Source organism: Paenibacillus sacheonensis, from assembly GCF_009909195.1.
GTDB lineage: Bacteria > Bacillota > Bacilli > Paenibacillales > Paenibacillaceae > Paenibacillus_Z > Paenibacillus_Z sacheonensis.
In genome coordinates, this window is the sequence record NZ_JAAAMU010000019.1 from 92476 (window position 1) to 113583 (window position 21108).

The following is a 21108-nucleotide window of genomic DNA, read 5'->3' on the forward strand; positions in this document are numbered from 1 at the left end:
TGGATCGCAATAGGAGCCCACAGCAAAAAGACTCCCCATGCAGCCATGAGGCGTCTTTGTAGTGTCCAGGGAATCGGATATGGTGAAGGGCAAACCAATCGCTTGGCTCGCTCGAGATGTGCATGATTAGTAAAGTTGCATAAAATGCAAGAAAATCGAAGAATTCCAGAGGGGAAATCATGATTTCATGTATAATGTGCAAGAAAATAGTGAAAAAAAGCCCAAATCGGGTTGTTTACGATGGAAATGTTGTATTTCCTGCAACAATCGCATCTTCGGCAGATGAATGGAGCAGGATTTGTTGCATTTTCTGCAAGATTCGCCTTGGTTAGCGGTGGAACTGCTTCGACAGGGGAAGGTTGAATGCTGCATTCCCTGTCCGTTTCGAGGAAGCGGGATGAATGCTGCATTTCCCGTCCGTTTCGAGGAAACGGGCGAATGCTGCACTCCCTGTTCGTTTCGCGGAAGCGGACGAATGCTGCATTCCCTGTCTGTTTCGATGAAGCGAGCGAATGCTGCATTCCCTGTTCGTTTCGCGGAAACGGACGAATGCTGCATTCCCTGTCTGTTTCGATGAAGCGAGCGAATGCTGCATTCCCCGTCCGTTTCGAGGAAGCGGATGAATGCTGCATTCCCTGTCCGTTTCGAGGAAGCGGGCGAATGCTGCACTCCCCGACCTCCGTCGGCGAGCGCAAACCAATCGCCTTACGCAAACCATTCTATGCTCCGAAGCGAACGAATGCTGCATTCCCTGTCCGTTTCGAGGAAGCGGACGAATGCTGCACTCCCCGACCTCCGTCGGCGAGCGCAAACCAATCGCCTTACGCAAACCATTCGTCTATGAATCCAACGTTTTCAACTCACTCGCCGCTGTCGTCCCCGACGCCGCGTTTGCCGTCGCCATGGCCATGTTGTTTTTACGCTCCAGCATGATATTGCGGAAATAAATGAAGACGCTCGGCAGCTGGCCAAGGATGAAGACCGGGTCCTGCCGGTAGATCGCGTAGATCGACAGCACCACGCTGCCTAGTATGCTGTAGATCCAGAAGGAAAGCGGCACGACGGTCCGCTTTGCCTTCTCGCTTGCGAGCCATTGCGTGATGAACCGCATCGTGAACATGATTTGTCCGATGAAACCGAAGATGAGCCATCCCATGCCGCTGCCGGAGAAGCTGCCTATCAACGAATGCCACCACATCTTACTGTCCCCTGATCTGGTAGCGAATGACCCGTTTTCGCAGCCAGCCGATGACGATGGCGTCCATCAGGCCGACGAACGCACGGTTGAACACGCCGTATTTGGATACGCCGTGCTGCCGCTCATGATGGGACACCGCGATTTCGATGACCTTGAAGCCGTTGATTTTCGCCAGCGTCGGCAGGAAGCGGTGCATGCCTTCATACAAATAGTAGCTGTCCGCCACCTCGCGCTTCATCAGCTTCATGGGGCAGCCCGTGTCGTATATCTCGTCCCCCGTCAGCCAGTTGCGCACGCCGTTGCCCACCCGCGACGATACTTTCTTCACGATGTTGTCCTGCCGTTTGACGCGCTTGCCGTTTACGAAATCCATGTTCGGAATGTAAGGCATCAGCTTGAAAATATCCCTCGGATCCGTCTGCAGATCGGCATCGATCAGCGCCACGAGCTCTCCCTTGGATTCCTTCATGCCCGCGTAGATCGCGGCGGTCTGCCCGCAGTTCTTGGTGAAGTGAATGACCTTGACCGCCGGATCGCGCTCCGCCAGCTCGGTCAGAATACTCGCGCTTCGATCTCGGCTGCCGTCGTTGACGAGCACGATTTCGTAACTCTCCACCTTGCCTGTCACGGCATTCGTAATCGCCTCGTGCAGCAGCAATATATTCTCTTCCTCGTTATAGATCGGCGCGACGATCGAGAGCTTGACCATATCTATTCCCCCTATACCAGTTGACGAACTTGTGCAATCCCTCGGCGAAATCCGTCTGCGGGTCGTAACCGAACAGCCTGTTCGCCTTGGAAATGTCCGCGTACGTCTGCTCCACGTCGCCGGGCTGATTCGCCAGCCAGCGGAGCTCTGCTTCCTTGCCGTAAGCCTGCTCGATGCCTCGAATCAGCTCGAGCAGCGATATCGTCCGGTTGGTCCCTAAATTCACGATTTCGTAAACCTTCTCCTCCGATTCGACGTAAGCCAGCGCGCCGACGAGGCCGTTCACGATATCGCCAATGTAGGTGTAATCCCGTCTCGACGAACCGTTGCCGTAAACCGTCAGCGGCTCGCCCCGCTCCAGCATGCCCACGAATTTGTGGATGGCCAGGTCCGGACGCTGCCGTTCGCCATAGACGGTGAAGAAACGAAGCATAACCGTGTCGATGCCATGCAAATGATAATACGCGTGGCCCAGCACTTCGCAGGCTTTCTTCGTCGCGGCGTAAGGCGATATGCTTCGGTCGACGATATCTTCTTCGGCGAAAGGCACCTTCGCGTTGTTGCCGTACACGGACGAGGACGAAGCGCACAGCCACTTGCGAATGCCTTGCCTGCGCATCGCTTCCAGCACCGTCAATGTCCCCTTCACATTGACATCCTCATAGAGCAGCGGCTCCTCGATGGAAGGCCGTACGCCTGCCATCGCCGCCAAGTGAATGACCGCGTCGATCTGTTCCCGCCCGAAGGCCGACACCAACTCGTCCACATGGCGAATATCCGCAACAACGAGCTTGAAGCTGTCCCCGCGTACAGCTTGCTGCAGATGAAGCAGATCGGTTTCCTTCCCCGTGAATTGAAAAGTGGTTAATGATCCTGTACTATTCAGGATATTCCGGATTTTGATTCTGTAGTCGTACGCGTCGTTAAAATTATCGATGCAGACGACGCGATGGCCGAGCGCGAGCAGCCGCTCGCAAAGATGGGAGCCGATAAAGCCCGCTCCTCCGGTAACGCAATACGTTTTCATTCACTGGGCCTCCTCCAGGGCATACGCCAGTTCATTCGAGCCGATCGGGTAATAATCGAACAACCGGCGTACATGAGCATGCCCCGCAAACATATTGCGCAGATCGAAAAACGCATTGCCGCGCATGCTCTTGACGATGGTATCCCAACTGTTCTCCCTGAACTGCTCCCATTCCGTCATTAATACGATGGCATCCGCATTCTGGGCGCAGTCCGCCTCGTTCTCGCAATACGCGACGGAGCCGTTCAAGTCCGTCCATAATCGTTCTGCCTGCTTCATGCCTTGGGGGCAGTACGCTTTCACTGCCGCGCCTCTGCCGAGAAGACCGCTGATGATATCATAACTCGGCGCGGAGCGAATATCATCGGTCTCCGGTTTGAACGACAGCCCCCATACGGCGATCGTTTTTCCTTTGAGCGTGCCATTGAACGAAAGCACGTCGTTGATTTTATGAACCATCTTCAGTTTCTGCTTCTCGTTGGCCGCGATGGCCGCGCGCACGACGTACAGCTCTTCGCCGTTCTTCCGGCCGACATCGATGAGCGCCTGCGTATCCTTCGGGAAACAGCTCCCCCCGTACCCCGGGCCGGCCTGAAGGAAATGCAGCGATATCCGATCGTCGAGCCCCATGCCCGCCGCAATGTCTTGAATGTTCGCGCCCACCTTCTCGGACAGAAGCGCGAGTTCGTTTACGAATGATATTTTGACCGCGAGAAACGAATTGGAAGCGTACTTGATCATCTCCGCCGTTTCCGGATTCGTATACAGGAATGGAACATCCTGGCGGATATGAACGTCATAGAGAGATTGAAGCCTCAGCTTCGCTTCCTCGTTCTCGGTTCCGATGACGATTCTGGACGGATGCCGCGAGTCGCCGACCGCTTTGCCCTGCCGAAGAAACTCCGGATTCGAAGCGACATCGATTCGGAAAGGCGCATTCCGCGCCTTCAGCACGCCATCGAGATAACGCGCGATGCCGCGATTCGTGCCGACGGGCATCGTGGACTTGCAGACGACCACTTTATAATCGTTCGCGTATTTTCCGATCGACTGCACGACTTCTTGGACATAGGAAAGATTGGCGCTCCCGTCTTCCTTCGCAGGCGTTCCTACCGCAATGAAGATCACGTCGCTGGATTGAATCGCCTGCTTGGCGTTCGTCGTGAACGACAGCGTCCCATCGCGAAGGCCGCTTGCCAGCAGCTCATCAAGACCCGGCTCATAGATGGGCGATATCCCGTCTGCCAAACGCTCGATCTTGGCGGCATCCACATCCATGCAGGTCACCGGGAAGCCATAACTGGAAAGGACGGCGCCATGAACTAAGCCAACGTACCCCGTGCCCATAATTCCAATCTTCACCATCGTTCCTCCTCGCCGTCGTGCCGTTTTCGCAAAATGAGAAAAATTAGTTTACCAACTTAACTTTTATAATAAAGATCCATGTAGTATATTTCAAGTATCAAAAAAAACAGAAACGAATAGGAGCACGTTATGAAGGACGACCAAGAAACCATACAACGGCTGAAGGACGCGTTTACGCTATTTGCAAAGGCCGAATGGCGGCAGAAACCGGTTAACGGCCTAACGCGCAGCGACATACGCATCCTCTTCTGCATCATGGAAAGCGAGTGCAGCGGCAATCCGAAGCCGCGCATCTCGGATCTGAGCAAGAAGCTGCTCGTGACGACGCCTACGGTCACCCAATTGATCAAGAAGCTGATCGAAGAAGAGTTGATCGAGCGCACCGTCGATCCGGACGACCGTCGATCCGTGGGCATCGAGCTGACGGAGAAGGGCAAAGCGGTCGCCATGGAAGCCGATGCGAGCATCAAGCAAACGCTTGGCGGACTCATCGACCATCTGGGCGCGGAAGAAAGCGATCATTTGGCTGACCTGCTCACCAAAGCGTATCATTATTTTAATAATCGCTAAGCTGAAATATGCCTGCAAATGCGGCAAAAGCCGGATGGCGCGCTCGATAACGAGCGCCCTTCCGGCTTTTTCTACTCCCCCATGATCATCTGATCCAGCGTCGTGCCGCCAAGCACCATCGGATATACGTTCTCGTCCGTCGGCACCATGAACTCCACGAGGACCGGCCCCGGAGTGTCCAGCGCTTCCCGCCAAGCCTGACGGGCATCCGCCTTATTGCTCGCCCGGAGCCCTTTGATTCCGTAAGCTTCGGCAAGCTTGACGAAATCGGGACTGCCGGCCAAATCGATCTGGCTGTACCGCCGCTCGTACATCAGCTCCTGCTGCTGCTTTACCATGCCGAGCACTTGGTTGTTGATGACGACGATCTTAACGGGAAGGTTGTGAACGGCGCAGACGGCCATCTCCTGCGCGCACATCTGCATGCCGCCGTCGCCGTTGACCGAGACCACGAGACGACCCGGATGCCCCATCTGCGCCCCGATCGCTGCGGGAAAGCCGAAGCCCATCGTTCCCATCCCGCCCGACGTGATGAGCGAGCGCGGATGGCGGAACGCGTAGAACTGCGCGGTCCACATCTGATGCTGACCGACGTCCGTCGTCATGATCGCTTCGCCCTTCGTCGTCTCGTGAATCATCTCGATCACGTACTGCGGCTTCAGCTCCGTCTCGGAATCCCGATAACGAAGCGGGTATTCCGCCTTGCTGCGCTGCAGCTCCGCGATCCATGGCTCGAACCGGTCCGACTTCTCCGCCGCCTCGTTCGCGGCGCGAAGCACGTCCTTGATATCACCGAGGCAGGCGATATCGGTTCGCACGTTCTTGCCGATCTCGGCCGGGTCGATATCGATATGGGCGATGCGCTTCGCCTTCGGAGCGAAGCCGTCGAGCTTCATCGTGACCCGGTCGTCGAAGCGAGAGCCGATCGCGATCAGGAGATCGGCATTTTGAATCGCCATGTTCGGCGTATACGCACCGTGATGGCCGGGCATCCCCAGCCACAGCTCGTGGCCGCTCGGGAAACCGCCGAGTCCGAGCAGCGTCGTCGCCACGGGCATTCGCGTCCGTTCCACGAAGGCCAGCAGCTCCGCCGAGGCATCGGCATACACGACGCCCCCGCCGGCGATAATGACCGGCCGCTCGGCTTCCGCGATGGCCGCGAGCAGCTCGCCGACAGCGTCCGGATCAACGGCCGGCATAGGATCGTAGCCCCGCAGCCGAACCTCGGCATCCGCCGGCTGGAACAGCATGCGGTGATTCGATACGTCCTTCGGAATGTCGATGAGCACCGGTCCCTTCCTCCCGCTGCCCGCAAGGTGAAAGGCTTCGCGGACGATTCGCGGCAGGTCGCGCACGTCGCGGACCGCATAGCTGTGCTTCGTGATCGGCATCGTCATGCTCACGATGTCCGCCTCTTGGAAGGCATCCGTCCCCATGACCGTCGTCGGCACGTTCGCCGTAATGATGACCATCGGCACGGAGTCCATATAAGCCGTCGCGATACCGGTGACCAAGTTCGTCGCCCCCGGCCCGGAAGTCGCGATGCACACGCCGATCTTCCCCGTGGATCTCGCATAACCGTCCGCGGCGTGGACCGCCCCCTGCTCATGCCTCGTCAACAGATGCCTAAAAGCCGGATTGCCCGTCATCGCATCGTAAATATGTAACGCGTTGCCGCCCGGATAACCGAATACGCAATCTACACCCTCCGCAAGCAGCAGCCGCAGCAGCGCCTCCGAGCCGGTTATCCGCTCTTCCTCGCGGTCGTAATTCCGTCCTGTCTCCGAATCATGCTGCTTCGCATGATTCCGTTCCGCATCCAGCTCTCGATCCGTGCCCGTTCCCGTCTCCGTCTCCATTTTCATCTTCCATGGCCTCCTTCAAAATAAATAACCCCTTCGCGAGCGGGAACGGCGACTGCCGTTCGGCTCCGAAGGGGCGAAAGAGGTCGATCTTCGCGGTACCACCCTGGTTTGCCGAAACCTTGCGGTTCCAGCCTCAAGAGACAAGGTCGAGTAACCTTGCCTGCCGCACGGTAACGTGTGCCATTCCGTTCGAACCTACTCCCCGAACTCCATGCGTCCGCCATTGGCAAACGCAGGCTCCGGCTTTCGATCGACTGCTCCGAGACGACGTCATGCAGCGCTTACGGCGGAGGTCTCACCACTCCCCCCGCTCTCTGGGCATCAAGACTGCTGCATGTGATTCTCTTCATCGCGTTACTGCTATGCATAGACCGTAAAGAACGTCAAAAAACCCCTCTCCTCCCAAGGCGCAGACAGCAGCTGTCCGGCCTAGGGACGAAAGGGGTTAACATTTCGCGGTACCACCCTGATTTGCCGAGATCTCGCGATTTCGGCCTCATGAAGCAGTCTATTGCCCTGCCTCCGCACGGTAACGTGTGCGCTCCGTCTGAGCCTACCGATCTCGGCCGGGGCAGCCAGCAGCTGGCTTCCAAGCTTCGATGTTCGGTCAACCGCTCCGAGACGACGTCATGCAGCGCTTATGACGGAGGTTTCACCACTCCCCCCGCTCTCTGAACATAAGTCCGTGCATGTGCTTCTCTTCATCGCGTTCTAAATTTGATTCATAGTAGCACATTCCTCTGCGCATTACAATGCTTTTCAATGCTTTTCAATGCTATTCGCAAGTTGCGACGCTTTTCGATTTGCATCCCTGACATGCTCGCCGCCAGGTCGCTGGCCTTATGCTCCGAAAGGTGCTCCCCCTGCCTTGCGTCGATTGGTATAATACGAAGAGAAGGAGTGTGGCAAGGATGAAACGACTGATCGATACCTATATTCGCAACGAAGCAGAGCAAGCTAGGGTTCGACAAGCTGAAGAGCTGGCGGCCGTTTTCGCGGAGAGAGCGGCCGTCCATGACCGCGAGGGCTCGTTCCCGTTCGACAACTTCGCCGACCTGCGCGAGGCGGGCTATTTGAAACTGACCGTTCCCCGTGCTTACGGGGGCGAGGAGATATCGCTGTACGAGTTCGTCATGCTGCAGGAGCGGCTCGCTTACGGAGACGGATCGACCGCGCTTGCCGTCGGCTGGCATCTCGGCCAGATCCTGCATTTGCGGACGACCGGCAAATGGCCGGGCGATACGTTTGCCGAGCTCTGCCGCTCCGTCGTGAAGGACGGCACGATGATCAACACCTTCGCCAGCGAAGCGGCAACCGGCAGCCCCAGCCGCGGAGGACGGCCGTCGACGACGGCGGTGCCCGCGGACGGCGGCTGGCGCATCACGGGACGCAAGACGTTCAGCACGCTCTCCCCGATATTGGATCGTTTCGTCGTGACCGCCTATCTGCCGGACGAGGACAGCACGGCGGATTTCCTGGTCCATCGCTCGGACCAAGTTACGCTGGTGGAAACCTGGGACACGCTAGGCATGCGCGCCACCGGAAGCCATGACGTCGTGCTGGACGGGGCATTCGCTGCCCGGGACATGCGGCTGTCAGGCGGTAAAGGCGTGGACGACGGAGCAGGATGGATGCTGCATATTCCGGCTTGTTACATGGGCATCGCCCTCGCCGCGCGGGATTATGCCTTGGCCTTCGCACGGTCCTATCGGCCCGGCGGGATGGAAAAGCCGATCTCGGCTATTCCGTACGTCCAGCATACGATCGGGGAGATGGAGGTCGAGCTTCGTACCGCGCGAGCGGTCCTGTATGCGGCGGCGGAGCGTTGGGACAACGAGCCGGATGACCGGCCGGCGCTCAAGCCGGAGCTCGGCCTGGCCAAGTACGAGGTCACCAACAACGCCATCCGAATCGTGGACTTGGCGATGCGCATCGTCGGCGGATCAAGCCTGTCGCGGAACACGCCGCTCGAGCGCTACTACCGGGATGTCCGGGCGGGGCTGCATAATCCGCCGATGGACAACGCGGTGCTCTACGGCTTGGCCGCCGCCGCGCTGGGCGAAGCGGACGAGTAAGAGCTGCGACGCCTCGAGGCCGCGGAACGCTCGAAATGCTGCGCTCCTGCACAATTTCGTGCTTCTAGGCTGCGGAATGCTCGAAATGCTGCGCTCCTGCACAATTTCGCTGCCTCTAGGCCGCGGAACGCTCAAAATGCTGCGCTCCTGCACAATTTCGCCGCTTCTAGGCCTCGGGACGCTCAAAAAGCTGCGCTCCTGCACAATTTCGCTGCTTCTAGGCTGCGGAATGCTCAAAATGCTGCGCTCCTGCACAATTTCGCTGCTTCTAGGCTGCGGAATGCTCGAAATGCTGCGCTCCTGCACAATTCCACTGCTTCTAGGCCGCGGAACGCTCAAAATGCTGCGCTCCTGCACAATTTCGCCGCTTCTAGGCAGCGGGACGCTCAAAAAGCTGCGCCGCTGCACAATTTCGCCTTTTCCGAGCCGCGGAACGCTCGAAATGCTGCGCTGCTGCACAACTCGCCTCGAGGCCGCGGAATACAATCGCCCTTTGTGCCTTTAGGCGCATACGCCTTTTATATTACGCCTTATCGCCTTATCGCCCTATACGCCCTCTCACCACAAGAGGCTCGAAATGCTGCGCTGCAGCATTTCGAGCCTCTCTCTTTCGCTTCCACGAATTAGAATAAATCCGTGTTGGCCCGCTGCGCCGCCTGCACGTCGCCTTTGAGAAAATATTCATGCCGCCCGAAACGGGACAACGCCTCGTTGTCGGCCAGCCATACCCACTCGTCGATCTCGGTCTGACAGCGATGGGCTCGGAACGCGGCGAGCTTGGCGGACTGATAGGCCTGCACGTCGATCTTGACGACGTCCTTCCGCTTGTAGCCGTACCGCTCCGGCCGCTCCATCGCGTCGCCGAACGTTATGAAATAGAGCGCTCCCTTGCGTGCGGACCGCCAAAACGCGGCCGTCGTCGCCTTGCCGATCGCGCAGTGGTCCGGATGTCCGCCGTAACGCTCGTGAAACGTCAGCACGACGTCAGGTGCGATGTCGCGGATCAACGCCTCGATGCGCCCCTCGAGCGATCTCTCGTCTTCGAATTCGACCGTTTTGTCGCGGATATCGAAGAAGATCAGATTCCCGATTCCCAAGCATGCGCAGGCTTCCCGCAGCTCCTGCTCGCGGGCGGCCGCCATCGTTTCCCGGTTAAGGTAGGGAGGGTTGCCCATCCGGCGTCCCATTTCTCCCCGGGTCGCGCTCACCAGCGTCATCTCGACGCCCTCGGCGGCGTATTTGGCAAACGTTCCTCCGCAGATGAACGTCTCGTCGTCGGGATGAGCGAAGACCGCCAGCAGCTTGCGCGGCGTGTTCGCGTTACCTTGGATTGTCATTCCGGAAACGGCTCCTTTCCTAGATGAAGCGCTACGTTCATGCGTCCTCTATCATCGTAACCGGCCAGCAGGAGCCGGCCGAATTCATCCACCTCGTAATGCGTGAGCGCTTCCATGCGCAGCCAGCCATGTCCGTCGAACCGCAGCGCGGCCCGGTACGAAGAGCTCTCTCCGGCGATAAAAGCATGCGTGACCTTGACCTTGAAATTCCGAACGAATACGAATGAAGTCGCCTCGCTGTGGATATAGGCGTCTGCTCCGACGAATTTCCGAAGCTCGGCCTCCGCTTGCGGCTTGTTTATTGGCAGCATGGCATAGGTTCCTTTTCGTTAGAGTAGGATTGCAGCATTATTGTAGCACGCGTCGGACGTTTTTCCGAGAGGAACGATACAAGTCTTCCTGATTCGTTAGCGCAGCAATTCCGCTACCGCTTCTTCTCCCGCTTGCGGCTTGCCTTCTCGATATTCTCGGCCGCGCGGTATTCAACGATCCGCTTGATCAGCGCAAACGGCAGCGCCTCCCCGAGCGGGAACTGTATGGCGCCCTTCGACGTCTTGTAGGCCGACAGCTCGTCCTGAAAATCCCGAATGCCGCTTGCGGTCGGGTAAAAGCCGATGTGGTTCTTGTAAGCGGCGAAGTAGACGAGGCTGCCGTGCAGGTCGAATGCGGGCATCTGATACGCGATCTTCTCTTTCGCCTCCGGCGCAGCCTCTTTGATCGTTTGCCTAAGCGCCTGCAGCGTTTCCTGCACGTTCGGCGGGAAAGCCGCAATATAGTCGTCGGTTGAATCCGGGGCCGTTTTGTTGTCCGGCATGGCTGTTCCTTGTCTCCTTCCGCTTGTCCGGGGTTTGCTCGAATGCTCGAGCCTTGGTTCTAGTTTATCAGACCGCGGGCAGGAGCGGCGACTCGGACAAGCAATAAAAACAAGCCGTTCGCACAGGCTCAAAGGCGAGTTCAAGCGGTCAGGGTTTCCCTACGGGCTGAAACGACCCTTCTTCACGCTGAAAAGCCGAAAAGCCGAATGCGCATCTCGGGCTGAGATGCGCATTCGGCTGTTTAAATCGGACTGTGGACGGTTACTCGAACCGATACGTCCAGAAACGTTCCGTCCCGAACCGCTCCTGCAGCTCCGGATCCTCAAGCGTCTTGCTGCCCATCAGCTCCGCTGCCTGGAACTGGGAGCGGTGGGCTTCGATGCTGGCCAGCTTCTGCTTCAAGAAACCCCGGATATCGACGACCACGTCGGGCTTCCCTATTGCTTTCTCGAGGTCTCGGGCGAACGCCATCGCATGCACCCGCGGCCTTTCGTTCTCCGGCAGACGGCCGATCGCGCGCACGACGGCGGCGCCGGTGGCGTCGTGGTCGGGATGGACGGCGTAGCCCGGGTAGAAGGTCAAGACCAGCGACGGCTTCAACTCGTCCAGCAGCGCCCCGATCTGTCCCTCCAGCAGCGCCTGATCTTCGAATTCGAGCGTCTTGTCGTGGAAGCCGTACATTCTCAAATCCGAGATGCCGATCGCGCGGCAGGAGGCCTCAAGCTCGGCTTTCCGAATTTCAGGCAGCGTCACCCGATTGGCGAATGGCGGAATGCCCATATTGCGGCCCATTTCGCCAAGCGTCAAGCAGGCGTACGTTACCGGCGACCCGGCCTCTATATATTTTGCCAGCGTGCCCGACAAACCGAAGGCTTCGTCATCCGGATGCGGCAGCACGACCAGAATATGTCGTTCTCGTTCCATGGCGTTTCTCATCTCCTCTTCCATCAGAAGGGTTCGCGGCTCAGCTGCAGCGCGACCACTAGCTTGCCCTGTCCGTCATGCCCCGCCAGAATCAACCGTTCCGTATCCGTCTCCTCGTAATGCGTCAATCCCTCGGAATAGATCCAGCCGTGTGCCATCTTCAGGCCCACCCGGTACGGACCGTTGCCGGAGATCGAGCCGAGCGAATAATGAACGACCGCATTCGTCACGAATGTCGCCGCGGGATGCTTCGAGGCGTCGAGATGGGAGGCGTACGCACCTGTCGTCATTTCCAAATGAAGATATAAATCCTGATCCTTGAATCGATCGATCCGTTCTTGGATCGCCGTGCGTTCGATGAGCTGCATAGCGCGGCCTCCTTTCAAGCTTGCGAATGTTGCCTTATAGAGCGATTATAGCCGATATCGGCTTCGGTTCCAAATCCAATTCCTTGTATTCCGACCTGTACATAAGTAATTATACACGATCGCGCTCATGTCCTGCATCAACAAAATGGATCGAGCGCCGAATCTTTTTCGCCAATAAGCTAAAAGCCCCACCATGTCGCAGCGGGACTCGGCCAGGCTTCGTACTCTACTGCATGGGCTTCGTATCTTCCCGATCCATTTCGCTCAAGTATCTCTTGACGGCATCCTGCCATGCGGGCAGCAAATGAAATCCGTTGCGGACCAGATTCTGCTTCGACATGCGGGAGTTTTTCGGGCGAACGGCCCTTGTCGGATAGTCCTCCGTCGATATGGCGTTGACGGTAACGTCTTTATCCGCTTGTCTGAATATGTCTTGCGCAAACTCGGCCCAGCTGCAGAAGCCTTCGTTAGAGGCATGATAAACGCCGTATTTATCGGTTTGTACGATGTCAATCAATAACCGGGCCAAATCGGCCGTATACGTTGGCGAACCCACTTGATCGCCGACGACATTCAATTCGGTTCGCGTTTCCGCCAGTCGCAGCATGGTTTTAACGAAGTTGCTTCCATTGCTGCCGAAAACCCAAGAAACACGGACAATGAACCAATCGTCCGCCAATCGTTTCACGGCTTCTTCGCCTTCGTATTTGGTGATTCCATAATAGCCGATCGGACTTGGTTGATCTGATTCCATGAAAGGGGCTTCGCCTAAGCCATCAAAAACATAGTCGGTGCTCGTATACAACAGCTTCGCGTTCACTTCTTTTGCAAGTTGGGCCAAGTATTTCGTTGCATCAACGTTTACGCTCCAACACTGCTCCTTCTCGTCCTCGGCACGATCCACGGCCGTGTAGGCCGCGCAATGAACGATAGCATCCGGATTCAATTCTCTTATATACGTTGAGACCTCGGCTTCTTTTGTCAGATCCAGATCGCGCGATCCGATCCCCACCATTTGTAAACCGCGCTTCATTCCATGTCGAACGACGTCATAACCCAGCTGGCCGGTAGCGCCGGTTACCAGTATCTTCATAAATCCCGCTCGCTATCGCCGATTTTGATTTCAGCTTGCTCTGACAGCGGGGGCTCTTCGCCTCTTGCGGCGTCATTACCATTTCGAATCGCTAACAGCAGCATTCAACTATCGCTCCTTTGGGTCCATCGTCTGTCGCTCGATAAGTTCCCTATAACTATATAATTCCGGCCATTTCCTGTCATCCATTCTTTGCGAACCGGGAACACGCGAGGATGTTCTATCGCCTGCCGCCAAATAGAAAAAACCCAGCCCCGTCCTGTTCGGACATGGCCAGGCTTTCTCGTTAACGGTTGCAAATCAACGAATACAAATCAAGAATTACGAAGGCATGGCTAGTTCGTAACCACGATCGAATTGATGTCCGCCGTTCCGCTCGCGTTGATCGGATCGAATCTCAGCTGTTTGATCGTGCCGCTCCAGGCCGCGACCCCCGTGAAGTCGAAGACGTAGTCGACGTAGATCGCATCGCCGGCGACGACGTTTACCGCTACCGCCTTGGCCTGCGTAAACGACGAATCCGCATTGGTAGTGAAGAACAGCTCGGTCGTGCTCGCCGAGGAACCGTTGTACCGCATCTGCACGTGCACCTTCTTGTACGTGGAAGCATCGATGTTCAGGTTATCCGCCGAGTACATGTACGGATCCGCGCCGCTTGCCGTGATCGTGTCGACGCCGCCGGATACGCTCTGACTGATCTGGCTCTGATTCGCCCATCCTTCCGTATTTCCGGAAGCATTGAAGCCCCAATACGCGGCGTAGTCGGTACTCGTCCAGCCCGTGTCGGAGAAGCGGATGTAATCGACGTTCATCGTGCCTGTTCCGGACAGCGCGTCGAAGCGCAGCTGCTTGATCGTGCCCGTCCAGCCCGGCGTCGCGCTCATGTCGAACACGTAGTTCTTGTAGCCGGCGTCGCTCGTCGACATATATATCCGCGCGCGCTTGGCCGCGCTGAAGGACGTATCGCTCGTCGTGGTGAAGAACAGCTCCGCGTCGGAGAATGCCGTATTGTTCTTGACGCGAATTTTGATGAATTTGTACGTCGACGCGTTCACGCCCAAGTTGTCCGGCGAGAAGATATACGGATCGGAGCCGCTCGAAGTCAGCGTATTGATGCCCCCGGAGACCGATTGGCTGACCTGGCTCGAACCCGTCCAGCCCATGGTATCGCCGTTCGCCGGGAAGCCCCAGTCGTACGCCAGCGATTCGGCGCTGGCCGTGTAGGCGATCGCCGGCGTCCAGCTCGTCGTTTCGTTCGTTCCGCTGCCGTTGTTCCCGACCTCGAAGCGGATGACGTCGCCCGCGTTCACCGTCACGCCGTCGACATGCGTGTCGTAGCCGTTCCTGTCGTTATAAGCGACCGTTTGATCGCCGGACGCCGGCCAGATGCGCGTTCCGTTCTTCGTGATGCGCGCGACGACGCCGTTGCCTCCCGCGATATCGGACTTGAGGACGCGTCCGCGAATGCTGACCGTTCCGGACGAAGGCGCCGTCCACGACTTGGCGACGTCGGCGTTGCTGCTGCCCGTGCCCGGCGTGAGCTCATACTTCGTCGCCGACTGCGCCGCCGAGCCGCTCGTCAGGTACCATTGCTGCGACGCCGCATCGAAGCTCGGCATGTCCGTCCAGGCGCCGCTGCCGTTCTTGTACTGGTAGCGCCAGCCGCCTGCGCCCTGGGTGCCGCCGTAATCGCGCAGGATCGGATAGAGGCTTCCGGCGATGCCCTTATTGTTGGTCAGCGCCAGCTGGCTCACGTCCCCGTAAGTAAACGGACGGGTGCCTTCCTTGTACAAATTATGACTGATCACGCCCGACGACGGATACGTGTGGGCATAAATCGAACCGGACCCCGCTTGCGCCCCGTGCGCATGGTGACCGTTGTTCTCGAACGCATTGCCGTTCACCTCCAGGTCGACCGTCGTTCCGCAGCCGCTGCAGGCCGCTCCGTTCAGCAGATCGAGCGCGGGCCCGGCGTTGTTCGCGAAATAATTGCCATACAGCTTCGTCTGGTTCGTGTTCCATTCGAAGTCGATGGCGACCTGGTCGGCCGAGTTCGTGTCCGGCACGTCGGTCATGTCGTTGTTGACGATGACGACGTTGTTCATCCGCGCCGCGAACACGGCCGCCGTGCCGCTGACCGAGTAGCAGGACGCTTCGTTCTTCAGCGTGGAATTCATCAGCACCAGGTTCGACACGAGGTGAAGGCGCAGCGAATCGCTGCAGCTGTTGGACGTGCCGCCGCCGTCGTCGTCATGCAGGTTGAGATGGTTCAAGATGACATTCTGCACGACGTTGCCGCAGTCGCCGTAGCAATCCGTCACGCTGGCGCCGTTGTCGAAGTCGAAGTTCACGCTGTCTTGGTTGTCCGTGCCCTCGATGCCGTCCATCGTCACGTTCCGCACGACGTAATTCGCCGCGTCCGGCACGCTGAGCGACTGGCCCGTGAAGAGGATGCCGGAGGAGAAGAAGATGCGGTCCGTATTCGACGGCACGCCCTTGACGATGCCGTTCATGCCGTGGACATACAGGCTCTTGAAGTCGAGCCCCTCGTGGCTCGCCGTCGTGTAGAACAACAGCAGGCCCGCGCCGGCATTGCCCAGCTCCAGGTCGCTGAAGCGCCAATACGACGGGTTCGTCAGCTTGATCAGCCGGTCGGCAGCCAGCCCGTTCCCGAGCAGCTTCGGCCGGTTGCCGCTTCCGTACGCTTGGATTGCGATCGGCGAACCGCTAGCGCCGCTCTCCGTGAACGTCATCGTCTGCCCCGTCCACGTCGCGCCGCGCGCCAGGTTGATCGTATCTCCCGATGCGAACGCCTGCGAGCTTGCCCGCGATACGTTGCACCACGGCGCGCCGGACGACGTGCCGGCGTTCGAATCGCTGCATGTCACTTGGTTGTTAATGTAGTACGCCGCCGCCGAAGCGGAAGTGACCGTCCAGTGCGCAATTAAAATGAATGCGGTTACAAACACGAATGAAACGATTCCTCTGGCCCACCATGTCCATGCTTTCATAAATAGCACCTCATCTGCTCGATTTATACTTGCCGTATCCTATGCATGCTTTCTTCTAATGCATCCCGCTAAACAATTTATGCCGTATTCCCCTCCTCTCCGGTTTCCTAGATGACGTCCTCATTGTAGATTCGAGCCGTTCTCCCTGTATATTGCAATTTCTGCATGCGGTGTGCAAATTACGTCGCCACGCGTAAATCCGACAAAAAACGGACCCGGCTGCGCCGAATCCGTATTGAATTGCTAAAGTTCCAATTGCCTATTCAGATGCATGCTGCGCTAGCAAGACGTTACGACTCCCCGTCATCGACATCGACCAGATAGATCCGATCCTCGAAGCCGCCGCGCTTCTCCGCCTTCATGGCCCGAATCGCTTCGAGCCGATCCCAATCGGCGCCGTTCGCACCGGCCAGAGCCCGGATGACCTCGAGCAGATCCGCCAATTCTTCCAGCGCTTCCTCAGGGTCCTTGGCCCGCAAAAATTCTTCGGTTTCCTCTTGCAGCTTCGTTCGCAATGCGACGGCGTACTCTTCGGGCTGCAGGATGCGCGTGCGGAAGCTTTTGCCGTTGGCAGCGATGGTGCGCGGAATGCCGTCGCGAACGAGCTTGTTATAGGTGGGCATCGCTTCACTTCCCTCTCCGGTTCTTCCTATGCAGCTATGCCCTCATTCGTCTATGCCTGCGACTTCAGCAGCCGATACGTCGCTTCATCGGCAACCACGTACAGCCTGGCCGCTGCGGGAATCGGATCGTTTAATTTGCGATTGATTCCCAGGTCTCCCCGGTCCGACAGCAGCGTTGCGCCGCGCTCCAAGATGCCTTGAAAGGCGTCCCTGTACGTCTTCCATTCCGCTCTGACCGGAACCTCGTATATGTCGTCGCCGACTTCACGGCTGATCAGCTGATGGATGATCTCGGAGCCGCCTTGCTGCAGCGCGCTGCGAACCGCCAGTCTCGAAACCGCGTCATGCGACAGGACGAATTCGTTCACCTTCGCATGCCGGAAGTTCGGGATGTTCTTGTCCTGCGTGATCTCGACGGTCGTATGGATGTCCGGGTGGAGGCGCTCGATGCTCGATGCGATCAAGAGCGTCTTGCCATCCGCTAGCGCAGGCTCGTCGATGCGCGTATCCGCGAAGATGATGACGGCCCTCGCCTGCTTGATCATCGCCTTGTCCAACGCTTCCTCCGTCGAAGGATCCCCGCTGATAAAGTGGATCTCCTGCCGATCCACGATCGGATGCTTATCAGACTCGTCCAGGATGACGATATGCGAAGCCGGCGAATAAGACAGGATCTCGTCGATCGCGTATTGCGCTTTCTTGCTCCAGTTGATGATGATGATGTGGTCTTTCCCGTGGAAATGCATCTTCCCGGCCTCCCAATGCTTATAAATGGTCGATATCGAATCGATGATTTTACCGATTATCAGACTGAGCAGGCCGATGCCGAACACGTATATAAACAAGGAAAACGCTTTGCCGATCCAGGTCTTCGCGTAAAAATCCCCGTATCCGACCGTAGCCATCGTGGTCATGACCCAATACAGCGCATTGAACCAGGTCCGGAACGTGGACGGCTCGATCGCGTAGGCAACGGTGGCGCAGCCGAGAATGAAGGCCAGCACCGTGATGAGGATGGTCGTATTCGGCACCCGTAAAACCTTCAGCATCGTCCTCATGATCAAGGGCATCCCGCTTCTTCCTCTCTTCTAGGCAGTCCCGCTCCCGTTCGCAAGAAAGGCTTCCGTTCCGATGCGCTCGGTAATGGAAGCCCTCATGCGATTCGAAAAGCAAGACTTAAATGATCAAGCTGCTGATGGCGAAGCTCATGCCGATAAACACGCAGCACAGCAGCGTGCCGATCGCGACGTTGCCTTTCTGCAGATGCTCCGACACCTTCAGGCCGGGCGTCACCAACTCGAACAGCCAGTAAGTCGCGATCAGAATGACATAACCGACCGCGAACCACAGCATCATGTGCCAGATGGAGGTGTTCGTATAAGCGGATACGCCGATGATGATGGCGGTGGAAAGGAACTTCCCTCCGAAAGCCAAGCCGACGGCCGTATTGCCCTTCTTGAGTTCTTCCAGATCGTTAAACGGCGTCATGGCGCTGAAAATCAGCATGCCGGCCAGCTGCAAGGCCACGATGACGACGACGCTGCCAACGAGATTAATGAATACGGTCACTGCGCCCACCCCCGAAATTTTGCGTACACGGTATCGTAATCCCCGAAATCATGAATCTGCTCGATATTCGCTTTTACCTTCTTCTGATCTTTCAAGGAGGCGTACTTCTCTTCGCTGATCGGCTGCTTGATCACGTTGCCGGACGGCATGGCGACCACGGCAAACTCGCGGAACTTTCCTTGGTTCTCGGTCTTGTAGACGCCGACCAGGTCGAGCTCCGTTTGAATCGTTTCCTTGAGCTCCGCGATGTCTTTCTTGGCGCTCGCTTCGTCCTTGTACGACTTCAGCGTCCCCCAAGCCGAGAGTTGGAGCTGATTGCGCTTCTGTTCGTCCGTCGTAATCTCGGCGTCCATGTACTGCAAGGTCCATACCGCGTCGCCGGTCGCGAAATTATTATCGTTCGGAAGCATCACGTTATCGGGCAGGATCGTCATGTCGCTGCCGACGAGATCGCCGACTTTGCCCTGCATGATCCGGTAATCCCAGGGAACCCGCGCAACGTCGACCGACGAAGAAGCGTCGTCCGTAGTCGAAGACGTGCTGAAGATCGACGTCTGATCCTCGGTGCCGCAGGCGCTAAGGAGAAGGCAGAGCATCAACCCGCCAAGGATAAGATAGATACGTTTCATAGCGTTACAACACTCCAATCGGAATAAAGTGGCTGGCGTTCCCGGTAATCGGCCCGCCGGCCCGGCCCAGAAGGCCGCACGGCTTGCCGTCGATGACGAACATGCCCACCAGCAGATGGAACTCGCCACCGGCGGTTTCAATGCGCGCGAGGTCGGCCCGCTTCTGGTACACGACCGGGAAGAGCTCGCTCGTATCGAAGCCGTCTCGATCTTCGACCTCCAGCTGACCGCTTTCGTCGAACATTTTGACCGAGCCCCCTTCGCGGCCGAACATCGATTTGGACACGAAGCCGCCTTCGAAGACCGGCTTATTATAAGTCGGAAGCATATAGCGCCCAATGGCGTCCCGTTCTTCCGCGTCGAAGAGGAGACCCAGCTCGTAGAGGCCCCATGCGGCGGCCTGAAGCCCTTTGGATTGCAGCAAAATGCTGTGCATGCCGTTGAACAGCTGCAGGTTGCCTTGCTCGATGGCGTAGGCGAGCGCTTCGCCTCCATCGTCATGGGCCATCCATTCCTTCGGATAGAGCGCGAACATGCGATGGATCGGCTGATCCTCGCCGTTCTTCAGCAAGCCGTTATCGACCCACAGATCCAGGCAGTCCACGCAGTTCATCCGCAGGCCGCTGTGCTTGACCAAAGCTTCGATCGTTCCCGAATCTTCGAGATGCGACCCGTAAGCGACGCAGGCAGCGGTGTCCGGCCGCTCGATCGACCATGCCGAGGCGACCCGTTCCTTCATCGTATCGTTGACCGTTTCGATTCCGGCCCGTTCGCAGAGCCATGGCGTCGCTATAGAGGCTTCCACGTAGCCGGTGGGCGTATCCGCGTTGAGCTCCAGCATCTTGATCTTGCCGTCCGCCGAGATCGCGTAGTCGAATCTGGCGTATCTGCTGATCAACCCTTCCGGAGGCACGGGCAATCGATCGAGCAAATCCCAATGAATGTCCGGGATGCCGAGCAGCTGATACAGATCGCGCCTGCCCAGGATGTACCGGGCGGTCTTGTCGAGAATGAGCCACAGCCGTTCCGACGCGCCGAAGAGCTCCTCGCAGACATCGCGGCGCATCCCGACGATCTGATCGAGCCAGTAGGCTTCGTCTTCCAGGTCGGCCCACGCGAACCCAAGCTCGCTCAAGAGCGCTACCTTCTCCGCGCGGTTATCGTCCGGCTGGCCGATCACTTGAAATACGTCCGCGGTCATCCTCCGAACCCTGACGACGACGCATGAGAGCTGGACGACGACGCGTGAGAGCCCGACGAGGACGAAGAGCTCATGCTGCTTGATTTCCCGCCGATTCCGCCGGGCTTCGAAGAGGTCGTGCGCCGCGTGATGCTTCCCGTCGTATTCGAGGTTTTAGGCTTGATGGTCGAACCCGCCACGGGCTTGTTCTGATAAACGCCCGCGGTACGCGTCCTTGGCTGGTAGGGCGCATGGCTTCCGTAATAGTAGGAACGATGGGAAGAAGACCATGATTGCGCGGAATACGGACCGCCGCTGTTGAACAGGAGATGATAGAGCATAAGGTCATCCCAGCCGAAGCCGGAGGACGTCGTGTTAATGATCGTCGTGCCGCCGGACGCGCCGCCGGATGAAGCGCCTGCGCCTGATGCGGCTCCCTGGTCGAGCTCGCTCTGATCCAGCTCTTTCTCCGGGGGCAAGGGCAGATTCCAGTCGACGGCCGGATCGTAATAAGCCTTGACCGCCTCGTTCGACCATTCTACCAGCGTAGGGGAGGCCGTCGTCGATGCCGTGCTTGCGGCATCGGGCGCCGCATGCGAAGCATGGGGCAGGAAGGCCACGTTGGCCAGCAGGGCGATCCCGAGCGAGGTCGAGAGAATGCGAAGAGGCTTTCCGTCGCTCGTGAACAGTTTGTTTCGTATCAGATCGTCCGGTTTATCCGGTTTGTCGGGGTGCATATCCTGACTCCCT

The 21108-nt window shown here is 57.9% G+C and carries 20 protein-coding genes; 2 read left to right on the top strand and 18 right to left on the bottom strand.

Translation table 11 applies throughout. The annotated features are described in order from the left end of the window. Positions 1–838: 838 nt before the first annotated feature. The 4 genes from GT003_RS26085 to GT003_RS26100 are packed head-to-tail and all read right to left on the bottom strand — an operon-like array spanning position 839 to position 4299. Positions 839–1198: a lipid-A-disaccharide synthase N-terminal domain-containing protein gene (locus GT003_RS26085; RefSeq protein WP_161703518.1), complete on the bottom strand. Its 360-nt coding sequence runs from the start codon at positions 1196–1198 to the stop codon at positions 839–841. Position 1199: 1 nt separating this feature from the next. After that, positions 1200–1907, bottom strand: a complete 708-nt coding sequence (locus GT003_RS26090) for a glycosyltransferase family 2 protein (protein WP_161703520.1) — start codon at positions 1905–1907, stop codon at positions 1200–1202. Continuing rightward, the gene (locus GT003_RS26095; protein WP_161703522.1) at positions 1873–2934 is read right to left on the bottom strand and encodes a GDP-mannose 4,6-dehydratase; all 1062 of its coding nucleotides are present in this window, start codon (positions 2932–2934) and stop codon (positions 1873–1875) included. The genes GT003_RS26090 and GT003_RS26095 overlap by 35 nt, the downstream gene beginning before the upstream one ends. Then, complete coding sequence (locus tag GT003_RS26100; RefSeq protein ID WP_170312343.1) at positions 2935–4299, bottom strand: UDP-glucose dehydrogenase family protein; 1365 nt, start codon at positions 4297–4299, stop codon at positions 2935–2937. Between the two features lie 129 nt (positions 4300–4428). On the opposite strand from GT003_RS26100, the gene GT003_RS26105 reads away from it, so the two are divergent. Then, positions 4429–4869 (top strand): MarR family winged helix-turn-helix transcriptional regulator, encoded by a 441-nt coding sequence (locus tag GT003_RS26105; protein ID WP_161703526.1) that lies wholly within the window; start codon positions 4429–4431, stop codon positions 4867–4869. A gap of 71 nt (positions 4870–4940) precedes the next feature. On the opposite strand, the gene ilvB is transcribed toward GT003_RS26105, so the two are convergent. Beyond that, positions 4941–6734, bottom strand: a complete 1794-nt coding sequence (ilvB, locus tag GT003_RS26110) for a biosynthetic-type acetolactate synthase large subunit (protein ID WP_239566111.1) — start codon at positions 6732–6734, stop codon at positions 4941–4943. Between the two features lie 911 nt (positions 6735–7645). Between ilvB and GT003_RS26115 the strand changes: the two genes are divergently transcribed. Beyond that, positions 7646–8809 carry an acyl-CoA dehydrogenase family protein gene (locus GT003_RS26115; protein ID WP_161703528.1) on the top strand — a complete coding sequence of 388 codons (1164 nt, stop codon included), beginning with the start codon at positions 7646–7648 and terminating at the stop codon, positions 8807–8809. A gap of 623 nt (positions 8810–9432) precedes the next feature. On the opposite strand, the gene GT003_RS26120 is transcribed toward GT003_RS26115, so the two are convergent. From GT003_RS26120 to GT003_RS26180, 13 genes are all read right to left on the bottom strand, one after another. Further along, a complete protein-coding gene (locus GT003_RS26120; protein ID WP_161703530.1) occupies positions 9433–10146 on the bottom strand; it encodes a PIG-L family deacetylase in 714 nt (237 codons plus the stop codon). Then, positions 10143–10457 (bottom strand): DUF1806 family protein, encoded by a 315-nt coding sequence (locus GT003_RS26125; RefSeq protein ID WP_161703532.1) that lies wholly within the window; start codon positions 10455–10457, stop codon positions 10143–10145. Before GT003_RS26125 ends, GT003_RS26120 begins: the two co-directional genes overlap by 4 nt. A 113-nt stretch (positions 10458–10570) precedes the next feature. Next, positions 10571–10960: an iron chaperone gene (locus GT003_RS26130; protein ID WP_161703534.1), complete on the bottom strand. Its 390-nt coding sequence runs from the start codon at positions 10958–10960 to the stop codon at positions 10571–10573. Between the two features lie 262 nt (positions 10961–11222). Then, positions 11223–11885 carry a bacillithiol biosynthesis deacetylase BshB2 gene (bshB2, locus tag GT003_RS26135; RefSeq protein WP_161703536.1) on the bottom strand — a complete coding sequence of 221 codons (663 nt, stop codon included), beginning with the start codon at positions 11883–11885 and terminating at the stop codon, positions 11223–11225. Positions 11886–11908: 23 nt separating this feature from the next. After that, complete coding sequence (locus tag GT003_RS26140; protein WP_161703538.1) at positions 11909–12253, bottom strand: YojF family protein; 345 nt, start codon at positions 12251–12253, stop codon at positions 11909–11911. A 226-nt stretch (positions 12254–12479) separates the two neighbouring features. Then, the gene (gene rfbD, locus GT003_RS26145; protein WP_161703540.1) at positions 12480–13346 is read right to left on the bottom strand and encodes a dTDP-4-dehydrorhamnose reductase; all 867 of its coding nucleotides are present in this window, start codon (positions 13344–13346) and stop codon (positions 12480–12482) included. A gap of 335 nt (positions 13347–13681) precedes the next feature. Beyond that, positions 13682–16357, bottom strand: a complete 2676-nt coding sequence (locus GT003_RS26150; protein ID WP_161703542.1) for a hypothetical protein — start codon at positions 16355–16357, stop codon at positions 13682–13684. Positions 16358–16647: 290 nt separating this feature from the next. Beyond that, a complete protein-coding gene (locus GT003_RS26155; protein WP_161703544.1) occupies positions 16648–16980 on the bottom strand; it encodes a nucleoside triphosphate pyrophosphohydrolase in 333 nt (110 codons plus the stop codon). A gap of 50 nt (positions 16981–17030) precedes the next feature. Then, on the bottom strand, positions 17031–18038 hold the full coding sequence (locus GT003_RS26160) for a potassium channel family protein (RefSeq protein ID WP_338046020.1): 1008 nt from the start codon (positions 18036–18038) through the stop codon (positions 17031–17033). A gap of 118 nt (positions 18039–18156) precedes the next feature. Beyond that, positions 18157–18549 carry a DUF350 domain-containing protein gene (locus GT003_RS26165; RefSeq protein ID WP_161703548.1) on the bottom strand — a complete coding sequence of 131 codons (393 nt, stop codon included), beginning with the start codon at positions 18547–18549 and terminating at the stop codon, positions 18157–18159. Further along, positions 18546–19178 carry a hypothetical protein gene (locus GT003_RS26170; RefSeq protein ID WP_161703550.1) on the bottom strand — a complete coding sequence of 211 codons (633 nt, stop codon included), beginning with the start codon at positions 19176–19178 and terminating at the stop codon, positions 18546–18548. Before GT003_RS26170 ends, GT003_RS26165 begins: the two co-directional genes overlap by 4 nt. A 4-nt stretch (positions 19179–19182) precedes the next feature. After that, complete coding sequence (locus GT003_RS26175; RefSeq protein ID WP_161703551.1) at positions 19183–20379, bottom strand: glutathionylspermidine synthase family protein; 1197 nt, start codon at positions 20377–20379, stop codon at positions 19183–19185. Then, a complete protein-coding gene (locus tag GT003_RS26180) occupies positions 20376–21095 on the bottom strand; it encodes a hypothetical protein (protein WP_161703552.1) in 720 nt (239 codons plus the stop codon). Before GT003_RS26180 ends, GT003_RS26175 begins: the two co-directional genes overlap by 4 nt. Positions 21096–21108: the final 13 nt, after the last annotated feature.

Coding starts and splice junctions, on each gene's coding strand:
- GT003_RS26085 (WP_161703518.1), bottom strand. CDS start 1,198: ATGTGGTGGCATTCGTTGATAGGCAGCTTCTCCGGCAGCGGCATGGGA.
- GT003_RS26090 (WP_161703520.1), bottom strand. CDS start 1,907: ATGGTCAAGCTCTCGATCGTCGCGCCGATCTATAACGAGGAAGAGAAT.
- GT003_RS26095 (WP_161703522.1), bottom strand. CDS start 2,934: ATGAAAACGTATTGCGTTACCGGAGGAGCGGGCTTTATCGGCTCCCAT.
- GT003_RS26100 (WP_170312343.1), bottom strand. CDS start 4,299: ATGGTGAAGATTGGAATTATGGGCACGGGGTACGTTGGCTTAGTTCAT.
- GT003_RS26105 (WP_161703526.1), top strand. CDS start 4,429: ATGAAGGACGACCAAGAAACCATACAACGGCTGAAGGACGCGTTTACG.
- ilvB (WP_239566111.1), bottom strand. CDS start 6,734: ATGAAAATGGAGACGGAGACGGGAACGGGCACGGATCGAGAGCTGGAT.
- GT003_RS26115 (WP_161703528.1), top strand. CDS start 7,646: ATGAAACGACTGATCGATACCTATATTCGCAACGAAGCAGAGCAAGCT.
- GT003_RS26120 (WP_161703530.1), bottom strand. CDS start 10,146: ATGACAATCCAAGGTAACGCGAACACGCCGCGCAAGCTGCTGGCGGTC.
- GT003_RS26125 (WP_161703532.1), bottom strand. CDS start 10,457: ATGCTGCCAATAAACAAGCCGCAAGCGGAGGCCGAGCTTCGGAAATTC.
- GT003_RS26130 (WP_161703534.1), bottom strand. CDS start 10,960: ATGCCGGACAACAAAACGGCCCCGGATTCAACCGACGACTATATTGCG.
- bshB2 (WP_161703536.1), bottom strand. CDS start 11,885: ATGGAACGAGAACGACATATTCTGGTCGTGCTGCCGCATCCGGATGAC.
- GT003_RS26140 (WP_161703538.1), bottom strand. CDS start 12,253: ATGCAGCTCATCGAACGCACGGCGATCCAAGAACGGATCGATCGATTC.
- rfbD (WP_161703540.1), bottom strand. CDS start 13,346: ATGAAGATACTGGTAACCGGCGCTACCGGCCAGCTGGGTTATGACGTC.
- GT003_RS26150 (WP_161703542.1), bottom strand. CDS start 16,357: ATGAAAGCATGGACATGGTGGGCCAGAGGAATCGTTTCATTCGTGTTT.
- GT003_RS26155 (WP_161703544.1), bottom strand. CDS start 16,980: ATGCCCACCTATAACAAGCTCGTTCGCGACGGCATTCCGCGCACCATC.
- GT003_RS26160 (WP_338046020.1), bottom strand. CDS start 18,038: ATGAGGACGATGCTGAAGGTTTTACGGGTGCCGAATACGACCATCCTC.
- GT003_RS26170 (WP_161703550.1), bottom strand. CDS start 19,178: ATGAAACGTATCTATCTTATCCTTGGCGGGTTGATGCTCTGCCTTCTC.
- GT003_RS26175 (WP_161703551.1), bottom strand. CDS start 20,379: ATGACCGCGGACGTATTTCAAGTGATCGGCCAGCCGGACGATAACCGC.
- GT003_RS26180 (WP_161703552.1), bottom strand. CDS start 21,095: ATGCACCCCGACAAACCGGATAAACCGGACGATCTGATACGAAACAAA.